At 59.6% G+C, this 25945-nt stretch carries 27 protein-coding genes and 1 pseudogene; 10 read left to right on the forward strand and 18 right to left on the reverse strand.

What is annotated here, in order from left to right; all coding sequences use genetic code 11:
- Positions 1–19: 19 nt before the first annotated feature.
- Both tnpC (HAP48_RS48615) and HAP48_RS48620 read left to right on the forward strand, forming a co-directional pair.
- Positions 20–1672 (forward strand): IS66 family transposase, encoded by a 1653-nt coding sequence (gene tnpC, locus HAP48_RS48615; protein WP_166207527.1) that lies wholly within the window; start codon positions 20–22, stop codon positions 1670–1672.
- A 106-nt stretch (positions 1673–1778) separates the two neighbouring features.
- Positions 1779–1985 carry a hypothetical protein gene (locus tag HAP48_RS48620; protein WP_166208147.1) on the forward strand — a complete coding sequence of 69 codons (207 nt, stop codon included), beginning with the start codon at positions 1779–1781 and terminating at the stop codon, positions 1983–1985.
- A 4-nt stretch (positions 1986–1989) separates the two neighbouring features.
- Here the strand turns inward: HAP48_RS48620 and HAP48_RS48625 are convergent, their stop codons facing one another.
- The 3 genes from HAP48_RS48625 to HAP48_RS48635 all read right to left on the reverse strand — a co-directional run bounded on the left by HAP48_RS48625 (position 1990) and on the right by HAP48_RS48635 (position 3690).
- Positions 1990–2397, reverse strand: coding sequence for a DUF983 domain-containing protein (locus tag HAP48_RS48625; RefSeq protein ID WP_166208150.1), 408 nt, complete (start codon positions 2395–2397; stop codon positions 1990–1992).
- A 157-nt stretch (positions 2398–2554) separates the two neighbouring features.
- Positions 2555–3331 (reverse strand): SMP-30/gluconolactonase/LRE family protein, encoded by a 777-nt coding sequence (locus tag HAP48_RS48630; protein ID WP_210295620.1) that lies wholly within the window; start codon positions 3329–3331, stop codon positions 2555–2557.
- A 38-nt stretch (positions 3332–3369) separates the two neighbouring features.
- Positions 3370–3690: a helix-turn-helix domain-containing protein gene (locus HAP48_RS48635; RefSeq protein WP_166208156.1), complete on the reverse strand. Its 321-nt coding sequence runs from the start codon at positions 3688–3690 to the stop codon at positions 3370–3372.
- Positions 3691–3693: 3 nt separating this feature from the next.
- Here HAP48_RS48635 and HAP48_RS48640 point away from each other — a divergent pair, with 3 nt between their 5' ends.
- From HAP48_RS48640 to HAP48_RS48655, 4 genes are all read left to right on the forward strand, one after another.
- Positions 3694–3903 (forward strand): hypothetical protein, encoded by a 210-nt coding sequence (locus tag HAP48_RS48640; protein WP_166208159.1) that lies wholly within the window; start codon positions 3694–3696, stop codon positions 3901–3903.
- A 58-nt stretch (positions 3904–3961) separates the two neighbouring features.
- Positions 3962–4696, forward strand: a complete 735-nt coding sequence (locus HAP48_RS48645) for a spermidine synthase (protein ID WP_224496872.1) — start codon at positions 3962–3964, stop codon at positions 4694–4696.
- 123 nt (positions 4697–4819) lie between these two features.
- On the forward strand, positions 4820–5170 hold the full coding sequence (locus HAP48_RS48650) for a zinc ribbon domain-containing protein YjdM (RefSeq protein WP_166208165.1): 351 nt from the start codon (positions 4820–4822) through the stop codon (positions 5168–5170).
- Positions 5171–5780: 610 nt separating this feature from the next.
- Positions 5781–6365: a MarR family winged helix-turn-helix transcriptional regulator gene (locus HAP48_RS48655; RefSeq protein ID WP_166208168.1), complete on the forward strand. Its 585-nt coding sequence runs from the start codon at positions 5781–5783 to the stop codon at positions 6363–6365.
- A gap of 104 nt (positions 6366–6469) precedes the next feature.
- Here HAP48_RS48655 and HAP48_RS48660 read toward each other — a convergent pair whose 3' ends face one another.
- From HAP48_RS48660 to HAP48_RS48685, 6 genes are all read right to left on the reverse strand, one after another.
- Positions 6470–7642, reverse strand: a complete 1173-nt coding sequence (locus tag HAP48_RS48660; protein ID WP_166208171.1) for an MFS transporter — start codon at positions 7640–7642, stop codon at positions 6470–6472.
- A gap of 234 nt (positions 7643–7876) precedes the next feature.
- Positions 7877–8668, reverse strand: coding sequence for a 2-keto-4-pentenoate hydratase (locus tag HAP48_RS48665; RefSeq protein WP_166208174.1), 792 nt, complete (start codon positions 8666–8668; stop codon positions 7877–7879).
- A 5-nt stretch (positions 8669–8673) separates the two neighbouring features.
- Complete coding sequence (locus HAP48_RS48670) at positions 8674–9396, reverse strand: HpcH/HpaI aldolase family protein (RefSeq protein ID WP_166208177.1); 723 nt, start codon at positions 9394–9396, stop codon at positions 8674–8676.
- Positions 9397–9470: 74 nt separating this feature from the next.
- Positions 9471–10340, reverse strand: a complete 870-nt coding sequence (locus HAP48_RS48675; RefSeq protein ID WP_224496874.1) for a fumarylacetoacetate hydrolase family protein — start codon at positions 10338–10340, stop codon at positions 9471–9473.
- On the reverse strand, positions 10337–11230 hold the full coding sequence (locus tag HAP48_RS48680; RefSeq protein ID WP_166208180.1) for a DODA-type extradiol aromatic ring-opening family dioxygenase: 894 nt from the start codon (positions 11228–11230) through the stop codon (positions 10337–10339). Before HAP48_RS48680 ends, HAP48_RS48675 begins: the two co-directional genes overlap by 4 nt.
- Positions 11231–11278: 48 nt before the next feature.
- Entirely contained in the window at positions 11279–12757 is a 1479-nt protein-coding gene (locus HAP48_RS48685) for an aldehyde dehydrogenase family protein (RefSeq protein WP_224496875.1), read from the reverse strand.
- 807 nt (positions 12758–13564) lie between these two features.
- Here HAP48_RS48685 and HAP48_RS48690 point away from each other — a divergent pair.
- A complete protein-coding gene (locus HAP48_RS48690; protein WP_166208186.1) occupies positions 13565–14524 on the forward strand; it encodes a LysR family transcriptional regulator in 960 nt (319 codons plus the stop codon).
- On the opposite strand, the gene HAP48_RS48695 is transcribed toward HAP48_RS48690, so the two are convergent.
- The 3 genes and pseudogenes from HAP48_RS48695 to HAP48_RS48705 form a co-directional block, all read right to left on the reverse strand.
- Positions 14497–14742 carry a DUF2274 domain-containing protein gene (locus HAP48_RS48695; RefSeq protein ID WP_166208189.1) on the reverse strand — a complete coding sequence of 82 codons (246 nt, stop codon included), beginning with the start codon at positions 14740–14742 and terminating at the stop codon, positions 14497–14499. The genes HAP48_RS48690 and HAP48_RS48695 overlap by 28 nt on opposite strands.
- A 5-nt stretch (positions 14743–14747) precedes the next feature.
- Entirely contained in the window at positions 14748–15959 is a 1212-nt protein-coding gene (locus tag HAP48_RS48700) for a TraB/TrbI/VirB10 family type IV secretion system protein (RefSeq protein ID WP_166208192.1), read from the reverse strand.
- A pseudogene (locus tag HAP48_RS48705) lies at positions 15956–16249 on the reverse strand (TrbG/VirB9 family P-type conjugative transfer protein); the annotation flags it as partial. The gene HAP48_RS48700 and the pseudogene HAP48_RS48705, both read right to left, overlap by 4 nt.
- A gap of 750 nt (positions 16250–16999) precedes the next feature.
- On the opposite strand from HAP48_RS48705, the gene HAP48_RS48710 reads away from it, so the two are divergent.
- Together HAP48_RS48710 and HAP48_RS48715 are read left to right on the forward strand one after the other, a co-directional pair.
- Positions 17000–17455, forward strand: coding sequence for an excisionase family DNA-binding protein (locus HAP48_RS48710; RefSeq protein ID WP_166208195.1), 456 nt, complete (start codon positions 17000–17002; stop codon positions 17453–17455).
- Between the two features lie 2 nt (positions 17456–17457).
- Positions 17458–18048 (forward strand): PIN domain-containing protein, encoded by a 591-nt coding sequence (locus HAP48_RS48715; protein WP_166208198.1) that lies wholly within the window; start codon positions 17458–17460, stop codon positions 18046–18048.
- A 117-nt stretch (positions 18049–18165) separates the two neighbouring features.
- Here HAP48_RS48715 and HAP48_RS48720 read toward each other — a convergent pair whose 3' ends face one another.
- The 5 genes from HAP48_RS48720 to HAP48_RS48740 form a co-directional block, all read right to left on the reverse strand.
- Positions 18166–18363 (reverse strand): hypothetical protein, encoded by a 198-nt coding sequence (locus HAP48_RS48720; RefSeq protein ID WP_166208202.1) that lies wholly within the window; start codon positions 18361–18363, stop codon positions 18166–18168.
- Positions 18364–18698: 335 nt separating this feature from the next.
- The gene (locus HAP48_RS48725) at positions 18699–19571 is read right to left on the reverse strand and encodes a helix-turn-helix transcriptional regulator (protein WP_166208205.1); all 873 of its coding nucleotides are present in this window, start codon (positions 19569–19571) and stop codon (positions 18699–18701) included.
- A 375-nt stretch (positions 19572–19946) separates the two neighbouring features.
- The gene (locus HAP48_RS48730; RefSeq protein ID WP_166208208.1) at positions 19947–21005 is read right to left on the reverse strand and encodes a phosphotransferase enzyme family protein; all 1059 of its coding nucleotides are present in this window, start codon (positions 21003–21005) and stop codon (positions 19947–19949) included.
- 8 nt (positions 21006–21013) lie between these two features.
- Positions 21014–22285: an aspartate aminotransferase family protein gene (locus HAP48_RS48735; protein ID WP_166208211.1), complete on the reverse strand. Its 1272-nt coding sequence runs from the start codon at positions 22283–22285 to the stop codon at positions 21014–21016.
- 101 nt (positions 22286–22386) lie between these two features.
- Positions 22387–23199, reverse strand: coding sequence for an SDR family oxidoreductase (locus HAP48_RS48740; protein WP_166208214.1), 813 nt, complete (start codon positions 23197–23199; stop codon positions 22387–22389).
- Positions 23200–23362: 163 nt separating this feature from the next.
- Here HAP48_RS48740 and HAP48_RS48745 point away from each other — a divergent pair, with 163 nt between their 5' ends.
- Positions 23363–23965 carry a TetR/AcrR family transcriptional regulator gene (locus HAP48_RS48745; RefSeq protein ID WP_166208217.1) on the forward strand — a complete coding sequence of 201 codons (603 nt, stop codon included), beginning with the start codon at positions 23363–23365 and terminating at the stop codon, positions 23963–23965.
- A 359-nt stretch (positions 23966–24324) separates the two neighbouring features.
- Here HAP48_RS48745 and tnpC (HAP48_RS48750) read toward each other — a convergent pair whose 3' ends face one another.
- On the reverse strand, positions 24325–25926 hold the full coding sequence (gene tnpC, locus HAP48_RS48750) for an IS66 family transposase (RefSeq protein WP_166205729.1): 1602 nt from the start codon (positions 25924–25926) through the stop codon (positions 24325–24327).
- Between the last annotated feature and the right edge of the window lie 19 nt (positions 25927–25945).

Below are 25945 nucleotides of genomic sequence, written 5' to 3' on the forward strand. Positions count from 1 at the left end.
GATCTGATTCAATGGCTTCGTGATATCAAAGCCGGACGATCTTCCATCGGACCTTGTCAGTGCCCTGGCGGCGCTGCAGGCCGAGCGTGAGGCGCGGCTGCGAGCTGAGGCGATGGCTGCCAGCGCGCAGGCGGAGCTGTCGAACAACGAGGCGCTGGTCGCGCATCTCGAGCTGCGGATCGAGAAGCTCAAACGCGAACTGTACGGGCAGCGCTCCGAGCGCACGGCGCGGCTGCTCGAGCAGTTGGAACTGGAGCTCGAAGACCTCGTCGCCACGGCGAGCGAGGATGAGCTTGCGGCGCAGGCCGCAGCGGCGAAGACGCAGAACGTCCGCCCCTTCACGCGCAAGCGGCCGGTGCGCAAGCCTTGGCCGGACGACATCGAACACGAGCGCGTCGTCATTGACGCTCCGACGAGCTGCGCCTGCTGCGGCGGATCGCGGCTGGCGAAGGTCGGCGAGGATGTGACCAAGACGCTGGAGGAGATCCCGCGTCGCTTCAAGGTCATCGAGACAGTGCGCGAGAAGTTCACCTGCCGCGATTGCGAGAAGATCAGCCAGCCGCCTGCGCCGTTCCATGCCACGCCGCGCGGCTTCATCGGCCCACAATTGCTGGCGACGATCCTGTTCGACAAGTTCGGCATGCATATCCCGCTCAACCGCCAGAGTGCGCGCTTTAAGGCCGAGAGGATCGATTTGCCGCTGTCGACGCTGGCCGACCAGGTCGGCCACGGGACCTTCGCCGTCATGCCACTCTTCCACTTGATCGAACGCCATGTGCTCGCTGCTGAGCGCCTTCATGGCGATGACACCACCATCCGTATCCTGGCGAAGGGCAAGTGCACGACCGGGCGGATCTGGACTTATGTGCGGGATGACCGGCCCTTTGCCGGGCCTGCGCCGCCGGCGGCGGTCTATTACGCCTCGAGCGACCGACGAGGCGAGCATCCGCAGAAGCATCTGGCCGCCTTCGCCGGCATCCTGCAAGCCGATTGCTACAACGGCTTCGAGCCGCTGTTCGACCCGCAGAAGAAGGTGCTGCCGATTACGCCGGCGTTTTGCTTCGCCCATGCGCGGCGGGGCTTCTTCGAGCTGGCTGACATCGAGAAGAATGCCCGGGAAGGCAAGAGAGGTAAACCGGTCTCTCCGATCGCGCTGGAGGCGGTCAGGCGCCTGGATGTGTTGTTCGAGATCGAGCGCGCCATTAACGGCTGCGGCGCCGAAGAGCGGCGCGCCGTGCGCCAGGAAAAGAGCAAGCCGCTCCTCGGGGACATGCACGCCTGGTTGCTGCGTGAGCGCGAAACCCTCTCTCGCTCCTCCGAGGTCCTGAAGCCTATGAATTACATGCTCAGGCGCTGGGACGACTTCGCCCGCTTCCTCGACGATGGCAGGATCTGCTTGACCAACAATTGTGCTGAGCGCGCATTGAGAGGCATCGCCTTGGGAAGGCGCAACTGGACCTTCGCCGGCAGCCAGCGTGGTGCCGACCGTGCCGCCATCATGCTGACGATGATCACGACCTGTCGTCTCAACGACGTCGATCCGAAAGCCTGGCTCGCCGACGTCCTCGCCCGTATCGCCGATCTTCCCGCATCGCGTCTGCACGAATTGCTGCCCTGGGAATGGAAGCTCCTGCGCCAAGCCGACAAGCCCGCCGATCAGCAGGCCGCCTGACCTTCACGCAAACGCCATCATAGAGCTCGCCGTACCCGCGCGCATGCGTCCATCACGCGGTCCTCGTCGTATGCGTACCGTCTGTCTCGTCCTGTCCAAACACGGCATGCTCGCGCATCTGGCCGGATCGCTCTCCGACATTCGCCAACATGCGATCATCAACGCCCTCATCATTCTGGCCGCCTTTTTGACCTGGGCATCAGGAACGATGTGGCCGGATGTGCTTGTCGCGCTTGGAATTCTGTGCGCGAACGCTTGTGCCGCCGAGCATATATGGCTTGCTGCGCGGGAGTTGCCGTCGATCGAGGCATGACTCGTTAAGGCGGGTTATTTTCGGCTCGCGAAACGAGCTTTCCCTGCGATGCCTTGTGATGATACTGCAGCGCGATCAAAAGACTTTTCAGACCTCGCAGAGGCCATAGCGTGACTGTCAGGATCAACGGGATCCACAGCACCGCGTGGACCCAATACGGCGGTCGATATTTGACCTCCGTCAACAGAGCCGCCCCTACGACAATAGCGCCAGCGATCATGATGACGAATATGGCAGGCCCATCGCCGGAGTCGGCAAAGCTGAAATCGAGACCGCACACGTCGCACTTTGATTTCAGGGTCAAGAACCCCTCGAACAGCTTTCCCTTGCCGCAGCGCGGACATCGGCACAGAAGGCCGGCGACATATGGCGACGGCGTTTTTTCCGAGATCTGCTTGTCCGAGACTTCCATCTTTAGCTTTCTGCGCCTCGATTGGGCGACAACTGGCCAAGCCAACCCGGAACGCTAATAAGTGTGAGATTCCGCCAAACGTATGGAACTCACTGCTCCGGGCACGTCGACCGCCGTCACCTCGACGCGGGCTGTCTGCTGACGGTTGGGATAATCATCAAGATTGGCACCCACGGTCAGGCAGACAAGCGTCCGGCCGTCTTGTCCGCCCAACTGACACGCGACCGCATGCCGGCTCGGTACGTGAACGCGGTGTGTGATCCGCCCGCCCTGTTGCACGCGGACAAAAAAGCGACTGTCGGGCGGCGGCCGCCCAGACGGCGCTTTCAGCGTCCACGCAGATGCCGAGCGGGCTCATCCCCACGAAGTTGGCGAAGACCTTTCGATGCAGCAACGCTCCGTCGCTGCCGATCTCGAACCCGAGAAGCCGATTTCCGAGCGTCTCCGCAACCAGCAGGTCATGCGAACCTGTGATTGCCAATCCGCTCGGATGCGCGACGTTGTCGGCGACCGATCGGACGTTGCCGTCCGGCGTTGCCAGAAGAACCCGGGCCGACGCGAAGCCGTCGGGTCCAGCAGCATCGGCGTCGAAACACGTCACATATGCGTTCCCATCGCGAGTGACGGCCAGGTCCCGTAGATATCCTGATGCAAGATCGGTCAAGTCGGCATGGATCGTCGGCTTGTCGGCACCGAGTTTCAGGATCAGCCTCTGGGTCATCGAGGCGACCAGTAGATCCCCATCAGGCAAAAAGCCAAGACCGAACGGTCGACTAGGTACGTCGGCAACGATTGTAACCTTGCCGTCCAGATCGATGCGGAAAATCTTTCCCGCGCGCACGTCGGATACCCATAAGGCACCCAGATGCCATCGAGGCGCCTTAAGGCGCGAGAATCCGCTTGCGAGTACACTGGTCTTCAGCGTTTTCATCATCCCCCATCGGGAAATCCATCTTCGGATAGCTCAGGAGATCATCGCGCTCGTTCCAAAGTCCGTGACGAAGAGGGCTTGGGCTGCTTCGTGTTCTTCATTTTTGGCTTCGTGACGTGCTCCCTGAGACGAACGCCCCGACCACCGGCCGAACTCGCAACTCCCGGATTGATCAATTCGATCCCGGCATTATCGAGTGCGGAAACCAATTTCATCAGAGAATCGACGTTCCCGCGGATAACCCCGTCACTTGCTTCCATGCGCTGAATGGTGGGGACCGAAAGATCGGCCAGCTCGGCCATCTGCCGCTGGTCGATATTCAGAAGCGCGCGGGCGGCCCTGAGTTGGTTGGCCGTGATCATGAAATGGCGGGCTCCGATGAGATTCGCATTGAATATACCTACACCATCCGAATTACTGCTTCAAGCATCAATCTAGATACAAAATATATCACTGCCAAGCACCCGCTCTTTGAAGCGGATCGAGCCCTGGGCCCTTGTATCGAATTTTCATCGAGGAGTGCGGAAACATTGCCGTCGGCACCCGAAATAGTTGGCGCCCTGCAAATTGCATGATAAGCGACGTTTAATGCATGTATTCTGATATTCCAATCGTTGGGATGGGTTGCCTGCCGTGAAACTGCTGGGGCGATACCAAGGAAAGAACGGGCAGATCGATATCGTCGAATGCTCTTGGGACGGTACGCGCGTGTACTTCGAAGATGGCGTAAGGCAGAGTCAGGCAACGCCTAACGGCGAAAGCGTCTTCACCTATGTCAAACTCATGGACCAACTGCTATCCCGCTCCGAACAAATCCTCGTCCTGGGCTGCGGCGGCGGAAATCTTGCGACGCGGCTCTGGCGTTGCGGCAAGAGATTGACCATCGTCGACATTAACCCGATCAGTTTCGTGCTCGCGCACAGATATTTCGATCTACCGGACGAATTGCCCTGCATCGTCTCCGACTTTCGAAAATTCGTTTTCGATGACCGCGCTTATTACGACGGCATTGCGATCGACGTCGGCGGACCGGGATTCCGTTTCGCGGAGGAGTTCGATGTGGAGATCTGCGACGCTATCCGCGCCCGTCTGGCACCGGGCGGCCGGATCGTGATGAACATAATGGTCGCGCACGACATTGATCCGACACCCGACCGGATCGCAGCCAGACTTGCCGGTGAACAACTGCGGACATGGATCGTCGACGAGCAATTCATCGAGGACCGCAATGCTGTCATCGCCTGCATCCCCGAGAAGACGTTGGGTTCACGGGCAGCGCTCGATCGCGTGATGCGCCATAGCCATGAACGCTGGGCGATCCGTCGCGGAAGATTGCGAAGCAGCGATCTCGCCCGTGAATCGCGCTAGTGTCGGAGCTTCCGGCAGACTGACGCGAGACGTGGATATCAGGCATCAGGCTTGTGACCTCCCGAATTAGGAGGCTCTTGATCTTGTCTTCAAAACTTCAGCGATTTAATAGCGAGGTCGATGATGGACGATGGAATGAAATGCCCGAAATGTAGTTCTGAGCATGCTTATCAAGATCGCGGCCTATGGATTTGCCCGGAATGCGCGCATGAGTGGAGTGCAGAGAATAGCGGCATGGCCGAGATCTCGCGAGAACCGAACGTGCGCGATGCTCACGGCAGTGTGCTTTCGGACGGAGACAGCGTCATCGTGATCAAAGACCTGAAGGTCAAGGGGGCGTCATCGGTCGTCAAAGGGGGGACCAAAGTCAAGAAGATCCGCCTAACTGAGGCGACTGACGGACATAATATCGCCTGCAAGATAGACGGGATCGGCGCGATGAATTTGAAGTCGGAGTTCGTGAAAAAAGCCTAGCTCCGCGCTTTCTTTGATCTGAAAGCCCAAGGGGCGCTTGCGCGCGGGGCTGCTTCCGGAGCTTGCGCATGTTCGACGTCTACCTAGACTAATCTACCAAGCGTCTAGGGGAGCGTTGGTTGCGGGATATGCAACCATCTCAAGTTGCTCTTCAAGGCCGCAACCGCGCGCACGGTGGGAGGTCTCGCTCAGTTCGCGGTGAAGGATCAGCCAGATGACCCGCGCGAAGGAAGGACTCGTTTTCCAAGCGGTTGACGCTGCGACCTGTTTCATGCGGGAACGGACGATTATTTCCTCTGATGTGTCCATCCGGCCTGGGACAGAGGCAGCACTGAATTCCTTCTTTGCGGCCTCCGATGGCCAAATGCGGTTTTTGGAGTGGCGTGTCGATGAGGCCAGGACATAGCGCATTGACGCGAAATGTCGGCTTTGAACCATTCGAGGCTTCCAGTCTTCGTCAGTCCGTTCACGGCGTGTATCCCAGCGCACTAAGTTGGGGGTCTCAGGTCGGGATCGCACCTACGTTTCTCGGGCTATTCAAATCCCTACGGGGTATTTAGGTTCCTAAGGATTTCGGTTATAGCAAATCTAATTTTGGTGAAGGGAACTCATGAGCAAGAAACACTCGCCTCCTGGTCCGAAGCCGACGTCGGGCTCGGATGATTTCGATAAGAGCATCGGCTATTTGATTGCCGATACCGCGCGTTTCGTGAAGCGTTCATTGTATATCAGGATCGGCCAACACGGTGTCCGAGGCGCTTACTGGCAGGTCCTGCATTCGCTCTGGCAAGAAGACGGCGTCACCCAGCGCGAGCTCAGCAACCGGCTCGGGTTGACGGAGCCGTCCGTCCTGGAGATGCTTCGGGCGATGGAACGCGAGGGTCTGGTTCGGCGTGAGCGGGATATGGTCGACCGACGCAAGACTGGGGTTTATCTCACCGACACCGCCAAAAAGCTCGAGACGAAGCTGATGAAAATTGCGGAGGCCAACGGCGCAATGATGACTCGGCACGTCTCTCGGGCAGACGAAGCCAAGCTGCGGCAGGTACTCCAGATCATCCGTCAAACACTGGCCGACGACGTGGATGCGCTAGTAGCGGGCCAACAGTCGGCCAAGGCTCTGGCGCTGATCAAGACTCAGAAACTTGAGACCGCCGTCCCTAACATCAAAAAGCGGGGCGTGCGCGGCACGTGACACAAATCGCAAAAAGAACGCAAGGACGATCATCTGAAGGCCGCTCTCGATTCTTGCCGCCGCAGCGCAGTTGTCGTCAATGTCGCGCACTCCTTAGACCCGGCCTATTGCGAAGGCACGACCCTAAGGGCGCGTGACCGGGCGGTAATGTACCGAGCCACGGCGATGCATGCGACGTAGATTCCTGCGGACAACAACCCGACCGCCTGGAAATTGCCATCGCCTACGACAGCCGCGGCGGCAAAGGGACCGAGACCCGCGCCGACGAATATCGCGGTATTGGCCAATCCGGTCAGGCGACCCGACGGGTCAAGATCCGTGCTCAGCACGAACATATAAGTCAGGCCGAAGAACCGGACCGTCATCAGCAACGCGATGCCGCTGGCATACGCTAGCCCACTTTGCCCATAGACCGTCAGGAGAGAGGCAGTGATCGCCCCAGTAAACGCTATCAGTTGCGCCATCCATTGATTGAGCCGGCTGCCGACGAAGCCTGCGATCGCGGCCCCCAACGCGCCAAGCAAGGTACTGACGCCCAGAATCATCCCGATATTATGATCTGACAAGCCGAGGTCGTTGCCAATGCGCTCTTGGTAACTCCACAACGATGTATGGCCTCCGAATACCAGCGCAAACAAGAGCAGGAGCAAGATAGCGTGCTTACCAAGCCCGGCGGGGTTGGCGGTGGCCGCAGCTAGCGGCAAATCTCGGATGTCCGCCGGACCGCGCGGAATGACCCGAAGCAGCGGCAACACCACCAGCGCCATCACGGCGAACAACCCGAACACTGCCGCTACCCCGCCGGCATCGGTCATCATGGGCTCAAGCCCCATCGTGAGGGCGCCTCCCAACATCAACACGATGTTGATCGTTGCAAAAGTGCGGTCCTTGTTGCTACGAAGCGCAGCGGTCGCATACACCACAGCCTGGATCACGCCCCCGGCCAAGCCGGCGGTAAAGCGCGCGACGGCAAGCCAGATGAACGCGGTGACCAAAGCACTTGCGATGCTTGCGGCAAGCAGTAGCAGAACGGTACAGAGGCAGAGAAGACGCCGGTCCAATCGGTTCATCGAAAGCGCCGCAACGCAGCTACCGATACCAGCAGCAACGAACTCGGTGCCGAACAAGATTCCGACATCCGGCCAAGAGATACCAAGATCAGCGACCAGGACGCCGCCGATCTGGGGCTGCAGCTGCAAAGTGCCGAGGCTGCACAGCATCAGCCAGGATAAGACGCCAAGCGTAGCAACATTGTTGACCGAGCTATCTTTCTTCACGTCTCCCTCCTGTTACGTCCGAGGTGACGATCGGCATCATGTCCACCGGACTTCAACATCCTGTGGAGTTGCCAGACCCTCGTCCTAGACTCTTGTCGGCCCTCAGTCGGCGCGTGCGCGGCACGGGAGAGCCGCGCACGCGCCTTCCCTGCCGCACTGCTTCTTCAGCCGGCAGAACCGATGCTTATTAAGCGTTGCTTAGGCGTCCAAGACGCCTTGTTGCTGCGCGCGGAGCTACACGAAATCCACGGCCACGTCGCCCAGACCACCGCTAAAGCGCGCCACGATCTTGTCGCCCGGCTTGACAGGCGCCGCACGCACGAACGAGCCAGACAAGACCAGCTCGCCCGGTTCAAAACCGACACCAAACGCGCTAAGCTTGTTGGCCAGCCAGGCAACGGATGTAACCGGACTTCCCAAAACGGCCGACGACAACCCTTTCTCGATGACATCGCCGTTGCGAACGAGCTCTCCGCTGATATCGCGGACATCGATCTGGTCCAGCCGGCGCGGATTGCTGCCGACAATAACGCCGCCGATGGCTGCGAGATCTGCAACCGTATCGATGAAGCTCAGCCCCTGGCTGCGATTGATACGGAACTCAACCATCTCGATCGCTGGCAGGACAAAGTCGGTAGCGCGAATGACGTCGACCGCAGTCACGTTCGGTCCCCTAAGAGCTTTCTTCATCACGAATGCGATCTCGATTTCGACCATCGGATCGAAGCAATCGGAGGTACGAATTTCCGAGGCTTCCGCGATATGCATGTAGTCCAGCATTGCGCTGAAATCGGGCTCTGTCGCTCCGGCCAGTTGCTGCATCGCCTTCGACGTTAGACCAACCTTGTAGCCGGTCACTCTGGCACCGGTGCTCAACTTCTGATCGATGAAGCGCTGCTGGATCGCGTAGGCGTCTTCAATGCGGATAAGAGGATACGTCGTGGTGAGTGGCGGGATCTGCCGCCTCGTTTCGTAGACATTGGCGATCTCCTCAAAGATTGATTGGCGCGTTTGTTCGCTGAGCATGGTACCTAACTCCTCGATGCGACGGCCGCTCCCAGTCGCGATTTAACGATGTTGAGATCGTCGGCCATGGTGCCGCTCAGGGCCTGAACGTCCATGGTGACGGAAATCATGTTGAAGCCCTGCGCGACGCGGCGCGGCGCCACCATGCGGTTGGAAAGGATGCCGGCCTTCAGATTGTGCTTGCGGCAACTGAGCAGAACGGAGGCGATGGCGTCGTCGAACACCGCAACCCCATCGTTGTCGCCGGGCGCCAAGCCGAGGCTCAGCGACAGGTCGAACGGACCGAGGAACAGCGCATCGATTCCGGGAACGGCGGCGATCTGATCGACGTCACGAAGCGCCGCAACGGTTTCGATCATGATGATGACCGCAACCTCCTCCTCTGCCCGCTTCAGGTAGTCCGTTCCATCGCGCAGACCGACGCCGACGGGGCCGAAGCTGCGGCTGCCGTTGGGCGCATAGCGTGCTGCAGCCACGACCGCGCGGGCTTCATCAGCGGAATTGACCATCGGTACGATCACGCTCATCGCGCCGGCGTCGAGCACTTTGCCGATAACACCAGGTTCATTCCAGGGCACTCGGACGACGGGTGCCGCCTCGCCGAGTTCGAGCGTTTGGAGAATTTGCGCCACGTCACGATAATCGATCAACCCATGTTGGGCGTCGATACACACGAAATCAAAGTCCAGCGAGGCAGTCGCTTCAGCCGCAAACCTGTCCGGAAGCATGCACCATGCCCCCAAAAGCGGGCGGCTTAGGCGGGTCCAGCGCCAACGAAGTGATCGGAGACGGGGAGGCTTTTTCATGATCGGCCTGCGCGCCCTGCTGCATCAGGCGGAACAAAGTCGCCACCAAGCGCGATCACCCGCACGGTGTCGCTATCGGTCGGTTGATGACCGATCTTGTGCCGAGCCGCGGGGATTTCGGCCACGGTATTCGTCAGTCGCCCGACTTCGGACACTTCGACCTCCACGCGATCGCCGATGCTCATCGGCCGGGAGTTAGCCGGCGTGCCGGTGAGCAGGATATCGCCGGGCACGAAGGTCATGTAACGGCTGAGGTCGGCTACCATGAATCCCATGGAGAACACGAACTCGTCCACCGCACCTTCCTGGACCATCTTGCCGTTGATCCACGTGCGCAGCACCTGTTGGCGGATATCAACGCCCGACACCATCCCCGGGCCGATCGGACAAAATCCATCCTGGCCCTTGACCCGCAGCATCGATCCGCGGTCGATATCCCGGAAGTCTTGCAACCCGACATCGTTGACGGGCGCGAACCCGTCGATGACGTCCCAGATTTCGCCCGGTTCGAGACCCTTGACGACCTTGCCGAATTGAACCGCGATTTCGCCTTCATAGTTCAGATATCGGCAATCATCCGGGCGATGGATTTTCCCACGATGGCTGTTCAGCGAGGTCGTCGGCTTCTGGAAGTAGCTGGGATTGGTCGCCACATCCTTGAACTCGGCAAACCGCGATCTTGAGTTGACGTGCACGCAGATGATTTTGCTCGGATTGCATGGGGGCAAATAATGCGCTTCATTCTCGCAAATCCGCCGGCCGTCGGGGAGTACCAGTTCGTCACCTTCCGGGCGCACCCACTGCGTGAGACCGTCATGCAGCACTTTGCGCACTTCACGGCGCGGACCATGAAGAACCGACATCATTGTACCCCCGCGACATCGAACCAGACGTGAATATTGCCGGTACCGACATGATTCTCGTACCGGGACATCGGGTGGCCTGCGCCTTTGAACTTCGCGCCGCCCAGCGCGCCAAGCATGATCAGATAGTGGCCAAACCACGCTTCGGGAAAGAACCTCATATAGTCGGGGTAGCGCTCGAGCACGTCGGCGTGACGCCCCTCTTTCCACAACTCCAACACCCGCATGTCGTATTCATAAGCATCCGTCGACGAGATCCCGTGTGGCTGGTAGGACAGGCTGATCGCCGACACAATCTTGTCGAATGGATGAAAGCGATGGCTCATGGCGCCCGACCCGAAGATCGCGACTCGGCAGTCGACCTGATCGATCGCCTCGCGAATGGTTGCGCCGAACTCCATGAAATTGTCCGGCTTCGCGGTCTGGCACACGCTCGCTGCCAGAATCTTTTCATTGTCGTGCCGCAGATGCGCGACGACATTGATGGTGGAATAATGGTGCGGCAGATGCACGTCGGTCACGTTCACGATTTGCGGCCGATCGCTAATGGAGTGAAAATTGCCTCTCCTCGCGCCGGCCTGCTCACACGCGGCACCAAGTGCGACGGCACCCGGGTAGTCGTACGCCATCCCGTTGATGAGACTCGGTAATTCTTCCGCGGTCAGAGTGCCGCGATGGCGAGCGGCGCCGGCCACCACGTGCTCGCTGGTGGTGAACCAGTGACTGTCGACGATGACGAACACATCGGGCTTGACCTCATCAAGTCTGGTCCTGATACGCTCGAATCCCTTCACGAGATCGGTATCCTCTCCATCAGGCGAAATTCGCCGGTTCGTCGGCAATGCCAGCGGCGGCACATGCGAAACCAAAGCAGCGGCAACAATCTTACCCATCTTACCCTCGCGTATTTCCCAACCCACGACTCCGAGCTTTTTCGATCGTCAGTGCGGCCGTCCCGGCCCGCTCGACGCCCCTCGCTGGAAGGAAGCGTTGTCGATCGAGAGGTTCTTGACGTTGCAATAGAAGTCGACGCTGCGATTGCCGCCTTCGACACCGACGCCTGAGAGCCGGAAGCCACTGAACGGCGCGGCCAGGTTTCGAACGAAGAAGGAGTTGACCCACACAGTTCCCGCGACGATCGCTTTTCCGACCCTCTCCGCCTGCGCTGGATCTCCGGTGAAGATCACGGCCGCGAGCCCGAAGGTGGTGTCGTTAGCGAGCGTGATCGCCTCGGCTTCCTCGTCGAAGGTCTGCCAGGTCAGCACCGGGCCGAACACTTCGTTCTGCACGATCTCGGATTTCTGGCTGACCGGCGCAAGCAACGTGGGTTCGAAATAGAGCTCGCCGGCGGAATGCTGCCGGCCGCCGAACAGGACCTCTGCCCCCTGCGCGCGCGCACGATCGACGAACCCCTTGACGCGTTCAAACTGCCGCGCAGAGATCAGCGGACCGATTGACGTGCTCTCGTCACGAGGGTCGCCGATTCGCATTGCGCCGACCTTCTCGCGAATCTTCTCGAGCAGCGATTGCGCGATCGAGCGCTTGGCCAGAATCCGCGTCCCGGCAAGACACACCTGCCCGGCGTTGAAATATTGCCGCGCCGCCGTCGCTGCTGCAGCGTCGAGATCAGCGGAAGAAAATACGACAAAGGGCGACTTGCCGCCCAATTCAAGGCTGACCGGCACCAGATTAGCAGCGGCGGCGGTGGCGACTTTGCGCCCCGTCTGCGGCGACCCCGTGAAGCTGATACGCGAAATGCCCGGGTGGTCGGCAAGCGCCTGGCCAGTGACAGTACCATCGCCATGGACCACGTTGAGTACGCCTGGAGGCACTCCCGCCTCCTCTGCCAGACTCGCTAGCAGACCGCACGACAATGGCGCAAGCTCCGGCGGCTTCAGCACAACTGTATTGCCAGCCGCAAGCGCGGGACCAAGTTTCCACGTGCTCAGCATCAATGGACCGTTCCAAGGCGTGATCAGAGCAGCAACGCCTGCCGGTTCATAGGTGACTATGTCGGTATTCGTGCTACCCGGTACCACTTCACCACCGATGTGCTCGGCTCGGGCCGCGAAGAACTCAATGTTCTGCGCGCTGCGTTCGATCATATGGGCAGCAATGGCGTGGCGCAGTCCACCGTTGTCGGTGGATTCAACGATCGACAGCGCGGCTTTGTTAGCGCGGATACGTTGCGCGAACCGGCGCAGCACCACTCCTCGCGCTACCGCGCTCGCTTTGCCCCAGGTATGGAATGCGGCGCGGGCCGCCTCCACGGCGCGATCAATCAGATCCTTATTACCTCCCGCGCATGTCCCAAGCACCGAATTGTCGATCGGTGTCCGCACTTCGAAGCTGGCCGATCCACTCACCCGCTTGCCATCGATGTAGTGGTCAGTGGGTACGTATACAGTTTCGATCTTCATCGCAGGCATCTCCGCCGCAACCAGATGCTTTGGTTCCTAAGTCTTAGATACAAGCGTCGGCCTTGTCAAATGCTGGTTCGGGCCTGGCACATCGTTCAACATCCTTCCGGACTGTTGGAACCATCGAGAACGGCAGACTCTCAACTCAGACAGAAGCAAACGAGCAGCAGTATCAACGCCCAAAGCACAAGGCTTAGTCGGAAGACCATCAGTACGCCCCAAAAGAACTTCATGACAAAACGCCGGCGGGGCTTCGAACCAGGCCGCGCCTCGCATGAGCCGCGGCAGATCCGAATGCGGGCAGCAATGGCCAAGGTGTGTGGACGCGAGGGCCATAGCGCCTCGTGATGTTCAAGATGAGATTCGACAGCGATAGCTCGCAAGCATCGGATGCAACGTCACGGAGCGCGCAGAGAATATCTCCTCTATGACAGCGCTCTGTGAAACTCGGGGCAATGCGGCCGATCAGAACTTTGCCATCGACGGTCGGGCGTCCGATCGCAGTCTCCGGGTTCCACCGGCAGATTGAGTTTCGTCACGATGACTTCCTTCATTAATAATTAGGTTCCAAAGTATAAAATGAGCGAGGTCGAGATTCAACCGGTACCGCGTCCTGGTGCTTGCAATTCGGCGCGGCGAATACCTTGAAATCTCAAGTGGAGCGCTAGTGAGGGAACGCGAGTCGAGTAGCCCGGCTAGACCGGTTCTTTTGACGCCGATCATTTCGGCCGCCACTGCTTGGGCAACTCCCACCCGGAGCGGCTGCAATTCGGCGTCCTGCGCGGACGTACACGAAAGGCATCCAATATGTCCGATCAAGCCAAACGCGAACGAAAGCCCGATATCACACGTGCAGCTGCTATCGATCTGCAACACCTTAGATTCGCGGTGACCGCCGCCGATAGCGGAAGCCTCCGACGTGCGGCCGACCTACTTTGTATTAGGCACTCCGTGCTGAGCCGATCCATCAGCCAACTAGAGCGTCATATAGGGGCGTCGCTATTCGAGCGCTCAACTGCAGGTGTGAAAGCAACGCTCGCAGGAAAGAGAGTCCTGCGAATTGCCAGAACAATCCTCGATCAAGTCGACACGCTTGTCGCAACCGGTGCGGCGAACGGTCGGGGGGAGGCCGGCCGTATCTCAGTCGGCTTCTGCACATCGATTTCCGCAGGAAATTTGCGGGCGACGTTACTTGAATTCAAGAGACGGTTTCCACAGATCGAGCTCACAGCAGTTCAGGGGCAGCGGACCCATCTGATGAACGAGCTCAGGAGCGGGGCACTCGATGTCCTGGTTGTCACTGGCGAAGCGCGATCATCAGGCAACACAAGCGTCAAGCTCTGGAGCGAGCGGATTCTTGTATCTTTGCCAGAGCATCACCCTTTGGCGGCCCGCGACGTGATCTACTGGACTGATCTGCGTGATGAAACTCTTCTATTGAGCCATCACGACCCTGGCCGAGAGCTTGAGAGCCTCATCTTGTCCAAGCTCCTCAGTTCGGATGATCGACCCAGGATCGACCGGCACGATGCGAACCACGGTATTATTAAAAGCCTGATCAGCATGGGACTTGGAATCAGTCTAGGCATGGAATCTGACCTGGGCGCAAGCTTCGCTGGCCTGGTTTATCGAGAGCTACGTGACGGAACAGGAGCGAGCCGAATAGACTTCTCGGCCCATTGGCGGATGGACAACGAAAATCCCGCCTTGGATCGATTTCTAAAGCTCCTGGGTGAACGTTACCCTGTGCCGGCCTCTGGCAAATGAACTGCGCGCTTAAGCTTAGCAAATCCCCGATCGGTGGCCATGAAGCGTGCCAACATCGGCGCGATCAGCTTGGTCGGATCGTTGATGTGTTGACCGGACTCGCTTCCTAGTGCTTTTGCATAAGCTACCAAGTTTCGATGCACAGAAGCCGGCAGTTCGATGCTGATCTTGATGGGCTTGTCGTCCGGCAGCGCGCCAATTTTGAGCTTGGCAGTCATGGTCGTTATCCCCTGTATGGCTCGAGTACAAGATCGCGATTGACGATGACGCGCACCGGGAAGCCCGGACGAATGGTCAGCGTCGGTTGAATATTGAAACTGCGACGAACAACTTCCTGGCCGGATTGATTCAGCGCATCCCCGGCTCCGTGCCGTAGGGCCTGGATAATGGCACTGTCATTGCTGTTGGTGTTGGATCCCGCACCAAGCTCGGTACCGACAGCCAGAAGCGTCGATAGGGCAGCAGCCTTGAACAGCTCGCTCCAATGGTTGTCGATTTCATCTTCCAGCCCTGAATACCCTGCCGCATCCGCGCCTGGCTGTCGCTCCAGAACGATCGAACGACCATTCGGCATGATCAGGCGAGTCCAAACCAGTAGGACGCGAGATTGGCCGAACGCGACCTTGCTGTCGTAGACCCCAATCAAGCGCGCCCCTTGCGGGATAAGCAGAAGGCGCCCGGTGGGCGAATCGAAAACGCTCTCCGTCACCTGCGCGGTGATCTGTCCTGGAAGGTCCGATCGAATCCCGGTGATCAGAGCTCCCGGAATGACAGTTCCAGCCTGCACAACATACGGTGAAGCCGGCTTGGTGACACGGTCAGGGCTTACCGTGCGGCGATCCACGGATGCATTGGCGAAGGCAAGCTTCCTATCCTGGCCGTCCTGCGCAAGCCCTGCGTCGCTGTTGGTACTCGATATCGAGGAAGCATTGCGGTCGCTCCCCTCAGCCGTGACGGCAGGCGGACGCGCCTCTCTCCCGTTGGTCGAAGCGAACAAATGGCTGACGCGGGCCGCTTCGGTTTCTTGGTCCCGGCGCTGCTGCTCCGGATCAACACCGATGGTGGGCGACTGGCCCTGAGCCGCTAGGATCGGCCGTCCAAGGTCGCCCGGGAGCGGCGGACCAAGCTGCGGGATGGCCTCGCGTGGAGCGCCTGCATAGTCCTTTGGCAGCGTCGCGATGCCGTCGGCAACATTGTGATGCTCGGTGCTGTAGAGCTCATCGGCCGCCGGGTCTCGAGGGCGATTGCTCTGCAACGACCACAACACGGCACCACCAATGGCAAGCAAGGCAACCGCGCTCCCTCCTGCGAGAACCTTCCGCGACAACCGCGTCACGCTCGGATGCTCCGCTCTCAGCCGAAAGTTCACGGACGGGTCGTCCAGTGTTTGCGGCGGAATCGCCTGCTCGTGACCGTCTCCATTCTGTGTATTCACGACGACGGCCTCCCATCAGTCCTGACAATTCTGACTTTCTGCTGGTGCTCACCCCCAAGGCGCAGTTCTGCGGACGCAAACAGCCGATCCACAATCAACACGTTGCCGTACGCGCGATAGTTGACAAGTTGGGTCCTGCCGTCAGCGGCGATGACGAAGAGCGGCGGCATCTCGCCTTGGACAATACCTTGCGGGAATTCGACATAGACTTTGCGGCCATCATCATACGCGGCAAGCGGCCGCCAGGGCGGGCTGTCGCCTTCGATCGCGTAACGAAAGAAACGCTGGGCCACACGGCAGGGGAAAAAAGCAGGCGTGAGCTGTTGCGGGAAGGCGATCGAGGCTCTTGCCGGCCCTCGGGCCTGATCAGCCCATTCGAGGTTGCATTGGACGCGAGCCCTGAACGAACTGACGGAGACAACCATGGCGGCGGGTACCCATGCTCTACAAGGACACCGCCGGATCGATCGGACACATGCTGACATCAGCGCATCAACGGCAAGGGAGGCGCACCCTGGCGAACGGTAGCGACCGCAATCGCATTGCATGATCGAAGGCACGGTCGGAGTCACCGCCCGACGCAATCTCAACACCGCCGTTATCGCGCGATCAAAGCGTCCGGCCTCAGCCACATCGTGGTGGATAGAGCCGGCGCGACCCTACCCTCTTGGTCGCGACAGAAAGGCAGGTTGGAGGGTTCGTGGCCCTCATCCAGGGGCCAAGCGTCTCGGACCAGTCGCAGCTTTGCATCTATTGAAAACGGCTGCGCGCCTGACCGGCGCGCACCTGAAATTTTTGCAGTGCGCCCGAGCCGCTCGCGCAGCCCTGGCTCAATTTTCAGTCTGCGGCTTCCGACCAGCTGTCCCTGCCCTGCGCATCGCTTGAAACAATTTCAAAAACATAAATGAAAACAATAGTTTAAAGATTAAAGACCGGCAGTGCTTTTGCCCATCTTAACGGAACTTTTACGTTTCGATTGCTTCGTATATTGCGAATATTTCGAATATGGGCTATCTAATCTCTCAAAAAGGGAGAGCCACATGACCTTGCCAGCATACGCCGAGGAACTCGGCGGCAGGTTGCCATCCGAGACCGAGAGGGCATCAGCCAATCAATTGCGCACAATATTCGCTGCCTATGCGGCGGGCGATACAAAGCTGCGTCTCGTCGATGACCAGAAGCAGACGAGAGAGATCGCCTTAGGTCCAGCTTTGTCAGCACTCCTGATCGAGTTGCTCCGGCATATCGGGAAAGGCGATGCAGTTACCCTTGTGCCGGTGCATGAGATGCTGACCACTCAGCAAGCTGCCGACGTTCTGAATGTTTCGCGCCCGTTCTTCATTTCCTTGCTCGACAAGGCCCAGATCCCATACGAAACCGTGGGACGCCATCGTCGCATCAAGGCAGAAGACCTGTTCGCGTACAAACGAGCTCGAGACAAGAAGCGAAGCGAGGCCCTTTCAGCCCTTGCTGAAGAGGATGGGGAGTTGCTGTAACCTTGTTTGCCAATCGATTTACAGCGCTCGTAGACGCTTGCTCTCTCGCCAGCGTCCTCAAACGAAACCTGTTGCTGTCTCTCGCGGAGGCGGATTTTTTCCGCCTCCGCTGGTCTGAGAAGATATTGGACGAAACTCAAAAGGCGGTAGAGCAAATTTACGCCAAACGGGGGCACCCGGACGCCGCCGACCGAGCGCAACGCGCCCGCAAGAACATGGAAGCCGCCTTCGAAGACGCGAAGGTTGAGAACTACGATCATTTGCTGCCGCTTGGAGATGCGTTGCCGGATCGAGGCGACAAGCACGTCTTAGCAGCTGCAGTAAAAACTCAAGCTTCAATGATCGTGACTGAAAATCTCAGGCATTTTCCGTCGGACATCCTTTCTGATCTCAACATCGAAGCCAAATCGGCAGATTCATTCATTGCCGACACGATCGCGCTTGATCCCGGGCGCGCCGTAGCTGCCATTCGAAAGATGAGGCTCCGTTTCAAGCGCCCCGAGAAGACGGCGGAAGCCTTATTGTTGGACATGGAGGCCGCAGGTCTGATCGAAGCCGTCGACCTCCTGAGAGAACACGTTGAGTCGCTCTAGCGTCCCAAGCCAGACGCTCCCGCTCGGCCTTATCGCGCTCGATCTCCCTTCGGCTGGCCTGCGGCCTCATCTCTTCTCCGCAGCGGCGGACCTGGGAATCGATCTTGCCCCGGGTATTCAACTCGATTCCCGCTGCGCTTCTGCGGGCTCGTCTTTTGTCTGCACCGGCCTCAGAACTTTTTGCAGGTCGGCGAGGAAGCGCCAGCCGAGCAGAAGGCTCGTCACGGCGAAGCCGAGGCAGAGGCCGCACCAGATTCCGTAGCTTTCCCAGCCGAGCCCGTAGCCGCAGGCGGCCATGGCCGGGATGCGGAGCATGTGCAAGCGACCGGAGCGCGTCATCCACCAAACTGGGGACATCGTCCGCGTCAAAGTATTTTAATCGCTAGGGATGCATTTTGGTGCAACGGCCACACCGATCGACGTAGGCGCAGCTTCGCGCCGCGATCTGAAAGCCCAAAGGGTGCGACAACCTCAACATGCGCCAGTGATGAAGCATGCGCCGTCACCACCTGGAGATCGAGCTTGCTCCGCGACCGTGAGTGGCGTTGTAGCATGCAGAATACGAGTTCAAACGGTGCATTGCGAACCGGGCCGCCGCGCGCTCTCACTCCAATGAGGAAAATGATGTTAAGCGCCGGCGCAGATAATGTTCAATGCGCACCGACTGGCGCGATTTCCTGGCGCGGACCGACGACGCGGGCCGCAGCGGAGCAGAGAATTTGGCGAACGAGGTCAACCTGCCGGCGAGTCCCGGTTTTGGCCAGCACCTGCTTGAGCTGATAGCGGACGGTACTCAGTTCGACACCGCGGCGCGCCGCGTACTCCTCCAGCCTAACGCCGGCGACCAGAGCGCTGGTGAGGCGCGATTCCGCGTCGGTCAACTCGAACAATGTGACAAGCGATTCTGCGGGAATCACACCGACCGGCTGATCGCCGGTAAACGCGATCAGCAACAGTGTATCTGCACTCGCCGAGGTCGCAGGTTCGAGCTCTTGCAACGCAAGTTGCCAGCGGCGCCCGCCCGCTTCGAGGGCGACAAAGCTGGGAGCGCTGCGGCCAACCTGCCGACGCAGGGCCGCGGCCAGGCGCTGCTGAGCTTCGGCGTTCGAGGCGTACAACTGACCATTGCGCAGCCGCAATCCGCCGCTGCAATTCAGCGCGTCGTGGGCACGCTGGTTGCGCCACAACATCTGGCCCTCTGCGTCGCATACAATGAGACCGCATTCCCAGCGCTCCAAATGACCACGTAACAGCGCTTCCGCAGAGCGGCTACAGGCAATCGATTTGCTGAGCCGCAGTGCCTGCGCAAAATGAGGCAGGAGCTTTAGTAGCCGATCCATCTGGCGATCGGAGAAGTTGCAGCGATCACCGACCTCGCGGTGGAGCGCGAGCGCCATGTAGTTGCAGCCGCCAATTGGCATCAGCCCGCCAAGGAAACGTCCATATCCAATTGCGGAAAGCTGCTGCTGAAGCCTTTGCTGAATTGGGCGTTCGCTGTCGTCGAACAAGTCCTTGTCTTCCACGAGGCGCCCCGCTGCGTTCTGGAGACGCTTTCCATCGAGTCGCGGGTTACCGGTGTCCGAGATGGACGCTTGATAGGGAGCAAGATTGGTACGCGAGTCGTGAGCCACCCAGAAGGTAGCCGCACGAGGTCCTTCCAGACTGAGGCCCTGTACGACGGCGGAATGTGCGCCAAGTTCGGCACACAACAAATCCATTACCCCGGGCCATCGTCTTGGATCGGCGCAGCAGTCGTACAGTTTCAGCAGAAGCGCGTCGGCTGTGAGAACAGGGACGTCGACAGGGATAGCTTCCATTGCAGACCTCACCAAGCAAATGCAGTTACCCTACTCAGGCCAAGCACCCCGCTCTCGTAGACTGCGCGACGTCGGCACAATTCAGCTTGACATCAAGGAACCTCGACTAGCTCTGAGCGACCCATGATGCTTCAAATATTCGTTCGCCAATAAGACGGCTTTTTCAATCAGCATGGGAGTAAGCTCCCGCGCGGTCTCGGTCTCGCTCCGGGTTTGCACCCAACCCAGGTACGTGAGCCCCCGCAGATACAAAAACAACGGAAGCTGCTGCCACTGCGCCGGCGAAAGTTGACGCACTGAACGATATCCCGCCACCAGCGCGTCGTGGATCGTGCGATAGTACGGACGATCGGTGTGCCAAAAAAGCGCGGTAGCTAGTTCGAACATGTGCCACCCAAATCCGGCATCGTCGAAGTCGATAAGCATGAGCCGGCCACCGTTACGCAGAACATTTTCCGGGACCAGGTCGGCATGAATGAGCCCATAATTCTCGCGGGACCGTCCCATCAGGCGAAGATCGTGTTGAGCCTTTGCACATGCCTCGTCGATGAGTGGAAGATGTGCCGACAAGTCGGGCAGATTGCGAAAATCTCCCCAAAAGGGATTCGGCCCAAGAAGGCCTTGAGCGTCCCACGCGTGGCGCGCAAAACCTAGAGGTAGCTGCCACGCCGCTGCTTGATCGTGCAAGCGCGCAGCAAGCTGGCCGACCTGATGATAGAAACCTCTGAGTTCGTCGAACCCGCAGGAAAAGCCGGTCTCGATCGAGCCGAGCGGGTCCCCCTCGAGCCAGGCAAGCATGTCCACCTGAAGTGACCCGGAAATCTTGGGACCAGTCGCTTTCACGAACAGCGAGCCGCTTTTGGCCGGGATGACGGCCGGCACATCGAACGATGCCGCAGCAAGCTCCGACATCCATAGCAATTCCGATTTGAGCTCTACATCGTTGTGATAGCCGCTCCTGTGAACCCGTAGTGCAAATCGGTCACCATTGCCGTCGCGTAGTCGAAAGACGGCGTTCTCCCTGTACTTGACAAGAGTTATCTCCTCAAAGTTTCCAGCCCAACGGCGCAGGGCTGCTCGCGCCACCTCAGTCATTGCCGCGACTTGCTCTTCCAGATCGAGTGCCAGAAACTCGTTCATCTCTTGCCTCATAGCGAAGCCAGCGCATCGTCAAGGGTGGACAACAATCGCTCCGCGTTGGCCTTCGAGAACGGCATCGGCGGTCGCATCTTAAGCACGTTATCGTGGGGCCCGATTCGATTGATGAGGACGCCCCTGTCCCGCATCACGTTGACCAGGCGCTTCGTCTCCTGAGTAGCCGGGATACCGCGCCCGCGGAGAAGTTCCAGTCCGAAGAACAGGCCATTCCCGCGCACGCTCCCGATGAGATCATGTTTCATGGCAAGTCTGGACAGGTCTTGCTGGAGATAGCTTCCAATTGACTTGGCATTTTCCACCAGGTTTTCGCGCTCCATCACATCGAGAACAGCCAAACCCGCGGCGGCTGACACTGGATTTCCCGCGAAGGTGTTGAAGTACAGAGCGGATGACGCGAACGCCTCCAACAAATCAGGCCGTGTAATGACCCCAGCCAAAGGATGCCCATTGCCAAGCGGCTTTCCGAGAGTGACCAGATCGGGCACGACGCCGTAAGCTTGGTGCGACCACATGTGTTGGCCTGTTCGGCCAAGACCACCTTGCACCTCATCCGCAATAAAGAGGCCGCCTGCCTTGCGCACATGCGCGACCGCCTGTTCCAGAAAGCCCTTCGGAACGCGAGGCAATCCTTCGGTCGAAAAAAGCGCGTCGAACAAGATTGCTGCGGGCTTGATGCCCACGGCATTCAATGATTGAACGGCTTCACCGACGCGGTCTGCGTAATCCTGTGCGAGTTGTGCTGGATCGCCCTCAAAATGGTTCAAATCGGGGATGGATACCGCACGCGCATGGGGCGCCAACGCCTCGGGCGCGGAAAGGCCTGTCGTCACGGCAGCAAGCGCGGCGGAATTGCCGTGATAACTGAACGAGCTGACAATCACACCTGTACCGCCGCTGACGAAGCGCGCGATGCGTAGCGCAAGTTCGTTGGCCTCCGTACCGGTACAGGTGAACATTGCCACGGACAGGGAAGGATCGAAGGTGGCCGTCAATCTCTCAGCGTACTTGACGACGTTTTCATGCAGATAGCGGGTGTGGACATTGAGTGTGCCTGCCTGGCGGCAGATCGCCTCCACAACATGAGGGTGGCAGTGGCCGACATGGGGAACGTTATTGTAGACGTCGAGGTATCGGCGGCCGTGGACATCCTCGACCCACACTCCCTCGCCCCGAACAATGTGCAGAGGCGTGTCGTACATCAACGGCGAATGCTGCCCAAGAGCGCGATGACGGCGTGCTAGCAGAGCCATCTCAGTGGACATCAGACTGTTTTCCATAGCTGCGCTTTGCCCGGTAGACGCTTCCGGGACGCGAAATCCATTTTGAGTCCTTCCGGAAGGCGGCGGTTGAGATCGCTCGCGGACTAGATCTGATCAAGGCTCTTCACCCCTGCAGCTTCGTCCGCGAAGGTCGGGCTCTCAGGCAGAGTGCTACCGCCGTCGACCACGATGGTTTGACCGGTCACGTAAGAGGCCTCGTCGCTCGCAAGGTACAGCATTGCGTAGGCGATATCTTCCGGTCGGCCAAGGGCGCCGATCGGTACATACTTCGCCATGACCCTTTGCCCTTCTTCATCCGCAAGCAAGTTCATGGCTGGCGTCTTAATGAAACCCGGCTCAACGCCATTGACTGTAATCCGGTCCCTTGCCAGCTCGATCGCCGCCGTGCGGATGAAGCCGTTCAGGCCACTCTTGCTTGCTGCATAGTAGGAGGCTCCCGGCATAGCCACGCGAGGCCCTGTGACCGAGGAAGTAAATAGCAATCGGCCGCCGCCTCGGCGGCGAAGATGCGGGATCGCGGCTTTTGAGAGTCGGAACGCTGCCTTGAGATTAACGCTCAACGACTCTTCCAACAGGGCATCATCCAACTCCTCGACCATACCAGCGGCAAAGGAGGCGGCGTTGTGCACGACGATATCAAGCTTGCCGTACCTGGAGACCGCGAAGGAAACGGCCTGCTCGATCTCGGCCGCGACTCCGACGTCTACGACGCGGAGGGCAGCCTCGCCTTTCGCGGCAATGATGTCGGACAGCGTCGCCTGGCCATGGCTCTCTGTTCGAGTTGCAATAACAACCTTGGCACCCTCGTCCGCAAAGACCCTAGCAATTGCAGCGCCAATCCCTTGGCCGGAACCAGTGACAATAGCGGTCTTCCCGCGCAAGCGATTTAAGCCCATGGCCTTTACCTCCCTCAATTAGGCGATTTCGCCGATCCTTTGGGACATTCCATCGTCGGAACGTTACCGGGCGCCTTTGCGTAAATTGAACAATTAGTTCAGATTTATGTCAAGCCGGACATTTAGTCTTTTCTCTGCCCAATTTGTGGGCTATACTGCAGGGATGAAGCAGAAAGCGCCTGTCCGACTCCGCGATCGCAATCGCCTGAGAACCCGGCAGGAACTCCTGGACACAGCACTTGATCTGTTCGAGGCCGGAGGTCTTGCGGCCTGCTCCGTTGACGCGGTTGCAAAACAAGCCGGCACATCCAAAACAACGGCCTACACCTACTTTCCAGGCGGCATCGACGAGATGCTCCGCGATCAATACCGCATCATCGGCGAGCGCGTCCGTGTACGCGGCGAGCAGGCACGCAATGCCAGCACCACGGTTGAGGACCGGATAACCGCCCTGATGGCGGCCCTGCTCGAGATTTGTGCGGAACCCAAGGTCGGGCGGTTCTACATGATGCTCACGCCGGCGCTCAGCCCGCTTCTCGAACCCGTCGTCGGAGAAACATCCGCTCACTTTCGCAGAATGATCGTGGATGATTTGGAGCGGAAGCTCGCTGGCAGCGTCTCGCCAACCGCCTGCGCCACACTGATCGTGGGGGCCGGGCGTGAGGCGGCCATCGCGGTAGCGCGAGATCCTAGTCAGCAAGAGGTGCTTCTGACCGCGCTCCGGATGACAGTCCGTGCGATGCTCTCGGTGAAGGCAGGTCGCTAGTACCTTTTCAATTGAGGAACGGGTTGCCTCAAGCGATCTGGTCGAAAGACCAGCCTCCGTTCGATCTGAACGGAGGGTATCGAACCTCTTTCCTTGGCTGCACAGGGCAGCATCGCTGCCTCAATGTGCCGCGTGGCTACATTGCGGACCGCAGACATGTCCCCTGCCGCCGTGAGGAGATCCTTTCTCCACGTGTTGCACCCGTTCTGGCCGCAAATCCGCCTCGTCCAGGCGTGGAAGTGTATTGTAAGCGCGCATTTTACTGCACAGGCTGCGCGCGCGGCTGGCCGCGGCGTCGCGTGGCGCCGGGGCCCAGCGGGATCATCGGAACGGCTTGATTGATCCTGAGCGTTTGACGGTCAGCCGCTGTCGTTGTCAGCTGGCAGGTTTTTTTGAGCGGTGCAATTGAACGGCAACAGATCTTCGATATCGGCGTCTGGCGCGCGTTGGGGCAATTCGGTGAGCGCGTGACGTAGCCATGCATAGGGATCGACGCCGCATGCCCGGCATGTCAGCACCAAACTGTAGATCACGGCGCTTGCCTTGGCGCCGGCAACGGTGTCGCTGAACAGCCAACTTTTTCGTCCGGTGCAAAACGGCCTGATGTCGCGCTCCAGAACATTGTTATCGATCGGGGCGAGACCGTCACTGGTGTAACGGGTCAGATAATCCCATTGGTTGCGTGCATAGGCGATCGCCTTGCCGGTCAAGCTTTCGGGTAGCACCTTCGGCGCCTGGTCGTCGAGCCAGGTCCGGAAGGCGGCCAATACCGGCAGGCTATGCTGCTGGCGCAGCCGCAAGGTGTATGCGGCGCGCGTTTCGCCGTCGGGCGGCGTCTGGCGCGCCACCCTCTCGACCTCGTACAACGCCTCGAAGAACTTGAGCGCCTGCAATGGCGGACCGCCAGGCTTTGTCCTGGCCTTGAGCGCATCGGTAAATTTCCTGCGCGCATGCGCCATACAGCCGAGATGGGTCGCGCCTGTCAGCGTGCGCCAGGCGTCATAGCCGTCGCTCATCAACAAGCCGCGATAGCCGGCCAGGAAGGCCTGAGGATGTTGCTGGCCGCGACCGGGCTGGTAATCGAACAGCACGACCGGCTGCGCGCAGTCCTGGCCGCTGCGATAGGCCCACATGAAGGATTTGGCCTGCGCATCACGGCCGTCCTCTTTAAGAACCTGGACCCAGGTTTCGTCGCCGTGGACCAGGGGCTGCGACATGAGCTTTTGCTGTAGCGCGTCATAGACCCGATGCAGATGCAACTCGCTCGCCCGGATCACCCAGTTGCCCAGCGTCCCGCGGCTGATGCTGACGTCGGCGCGCCCCAGCGCGTCCGCCACACGGTACAGCGGCGTGCCGTCGACGTATTTGTTGGCGAGCACCAGCGCCAGCGTCGATGGCGTGGCGACGCTACCCGGCAGCGGCTGCGCCGGCATCGGCGCGGTCACAATCGGGGTGTTCAGCGCGGTGCGCTCGCAGTGACGGCAGGCATATTTGAACCGCACATGTTGCAGCACCGACGCCTTGACCTCGACGTGCAACTGCTCGGTGACGGTCTCGCCCATCCGATGCATCCGATTATGGCAGCACGGACAGTCCTTTTGATCCTCACCCAGATCGTGTTCGACGCGTTGGCGCGGCAGATCGTCAGGCAGCGGCTTGCGGCCGCGTGCCTTCGGCGCCGGCTTTGGAGCCTCCGGCAATCCCGTGTCCGGCACGGCGACCGCCTCGACATCGTCGTCGTCCCGGCTTTCAGCGGCGGCCTGCTCGGCTTCGTTGAAGATGCGCTCCTTGAGCTTTTCGCTCTTCGGCGCATACCGGTGCAGGCGCTCCAGGCGCAACTGCTCCTCTAGATGCAGCACGCGTTGTGCGAGTTTCTCGTTTTCGGCCTTCAGCGCCGCGATCTCGGCCGCGTGCGCCGCGATCAAGGCTTCCAGTTCGTGCGTCGTGGGCTTGCGACTCATCGGAGTCTTGAATCGAAGT

The sequence above is a fragment of the Bradyrhizobium septentrionale genome, assembly GCF_011516645.4.
Taxonomy (GTDB): domain Bacteria; phylum Pseudomonadota; class Alphaproteobacteria; order Rhizobiales; family Xanthobacteraceae; genus Bradyrhizobium; species Bradyrhizobium septentrionale.

What these genes read in the sequence shown, in the direction of transcription:
- HAP48_RS48675 (WP_224496874.1), bottom strand. Translation starts at nt 10,340, where the DNA reads ATGATGTCGGTTCTTCATGGTCCGCGCCGTGAAGTGCGCAAAGTGCTG.
- HAP48_RS48685 (WP_224496875.1), bottom strand. Translation starts at nt 12,757, where the DNA reads ATGAAGATCGAAACTGTATACGTACCCACTGACCACTACATCGATGGC.
- HAP48_RS48650 (WP_166208165.1), top strand. Translation starts at nt 4,820, where the DNA reads ATGGACGATGGAATGAAATGCCCGAAATGTAGTTCTGAGCATGCTTAT.
- HAP48_RS48670 (WP_166208177.1), bottom strand. Translation starts at nt 9,396, where the DNA reads ATGCTTCCGGACAGGTTTGCGGCTGAAGCGACTGCCTCGCTGGACTTT.
- HAP48_RS48630 (WP_210295620.1), bottom strand. Translation starts at nt 3,331, where the DNA reads ATGATGAAAACGCTGAAGACCAGTGTACTCGCAAGCGGATTCTCGCGC.
- HAP48_RS48620 (WP_166208147.1), top strand. Translation starts at nt 1,779, where the DNA reads ATGCTCGCGCATCTGGCCGGATCGCTCTCCGACATTCGCCAACATGCG.
- HAP48_RS48695 (WP_166208189.1), bottom strand. Translation starts at nt 14,742, where the DNA reads ATGACTGCCAAGCTCAAAATTGGCGCGCTGCCGGACGACAAGCCCATC.
- tnpC (WP_166205729.1), bottom strand. Translation starts at nt 25,926, where the DNA reads ATGAGTCGCAAGCCCACGACGCACGAACTGGAAGCCTTGATCGCGGCG.
- HAP48_RS48665 (WP_166208174.1), bottom strand. Translation starts at nt 8,668, where the DNA reads ATGCTCAGCGAACAAACGCGCCAATCAATCTTTGAGGAGATCGCCAAT.
- HAP48_RS48625 (WP_166208150.1), bottom strand. Translation starts at nt 2,397, where the DNA reads ATGGAAGTCTCGGACAAGCAGATCTCGGAAAAAACGCCGTCGCCATAT.
- HAP48_RS48640 (WP_166208159.1), top strand. Translation starts at nt 3,694, where the DNA reads ATGGCGGGCTCCGATGAGATTCGCATTGAATATACCTACACCATCCGA.
- HAP48_RS48720 (WP_166208202.1), bottom strand. Translation starts at nt 18,363, where the DNA reads ATGCTCCGCATCCCGGCCATGGCCGCCTGCGGCTACGGGCTCGGCTGG.
- HAP48_RS48635 (WP_166208156.1), bottom strand. Translation starts at nt 3,690, where the DNA reads ATGATCACGGCCAACCAACTCAGGGCCGCCCGCGCGCTTCTGAATATC.
- HAP48_RS48745 (WP_166208217.1), top strand. Translation starts at nt 23,363, where the DNA reads ATGAAGCAGAAAGCGCCTGTCCGACTCCGCGATCGCAATCGCCTGAGA.
- HAP48_RS48740 (WP_166208214.1), bottom strand. Translation starts at nt 23,199, where the DNA reads ATGGGCTTAAATCGCTTGCGCGGGAAGACCGCTATTGTCACTGGTTCC.
- HAP48_RS48710 (WP_166208195.1), top strand. Translation starts at nt 17,000, where the DNA reads ATGACCTTGCCAGCATACGCCGAGGAACTCGGCGGCAGGTTGCCATCC.
- HAP48_RS48680 (WP_166208180.1), bottom strand. Translation starts at nt 11,230, where the DNA reads ATGGGTAAGATTGTTGCCGCTGCTTTGGTTTCGCATGTGCCGCCGCTG.
- HAP48_RS48690 (WP_166208186.1), top strand. Translation starts at nt 13,565, where the DNA reads ATGTCCGATCAAGCCAAACGCGAACGAAAGCCCGATATCACACGTGCA.
- HAP48_RS48730 (WP_166208208.1), bottom strand. Translation starts at nt 21,005, where the DNA reads ATGAACGAGTTTCTGGCACTCGATCTGGAAGAGCAAGTCGCGGCAATG.
- HAP48_RS48735 (WP_166208211.1), bottom strand. Translation starts at nt 22,285, where the DNA reads ATGTCCACTGAGATGGCTCTGCTAGCACGCCGTCATCGCGCTCTTGGG.
- HAP48_RS48655 (WP_166208168.1), top strand. Translation starts at nt 5,781, where the DNA reads ATGAGCAAGAAACACTCGCCTCCTGGTCCGAAGCCGACGTCGGGCTCG.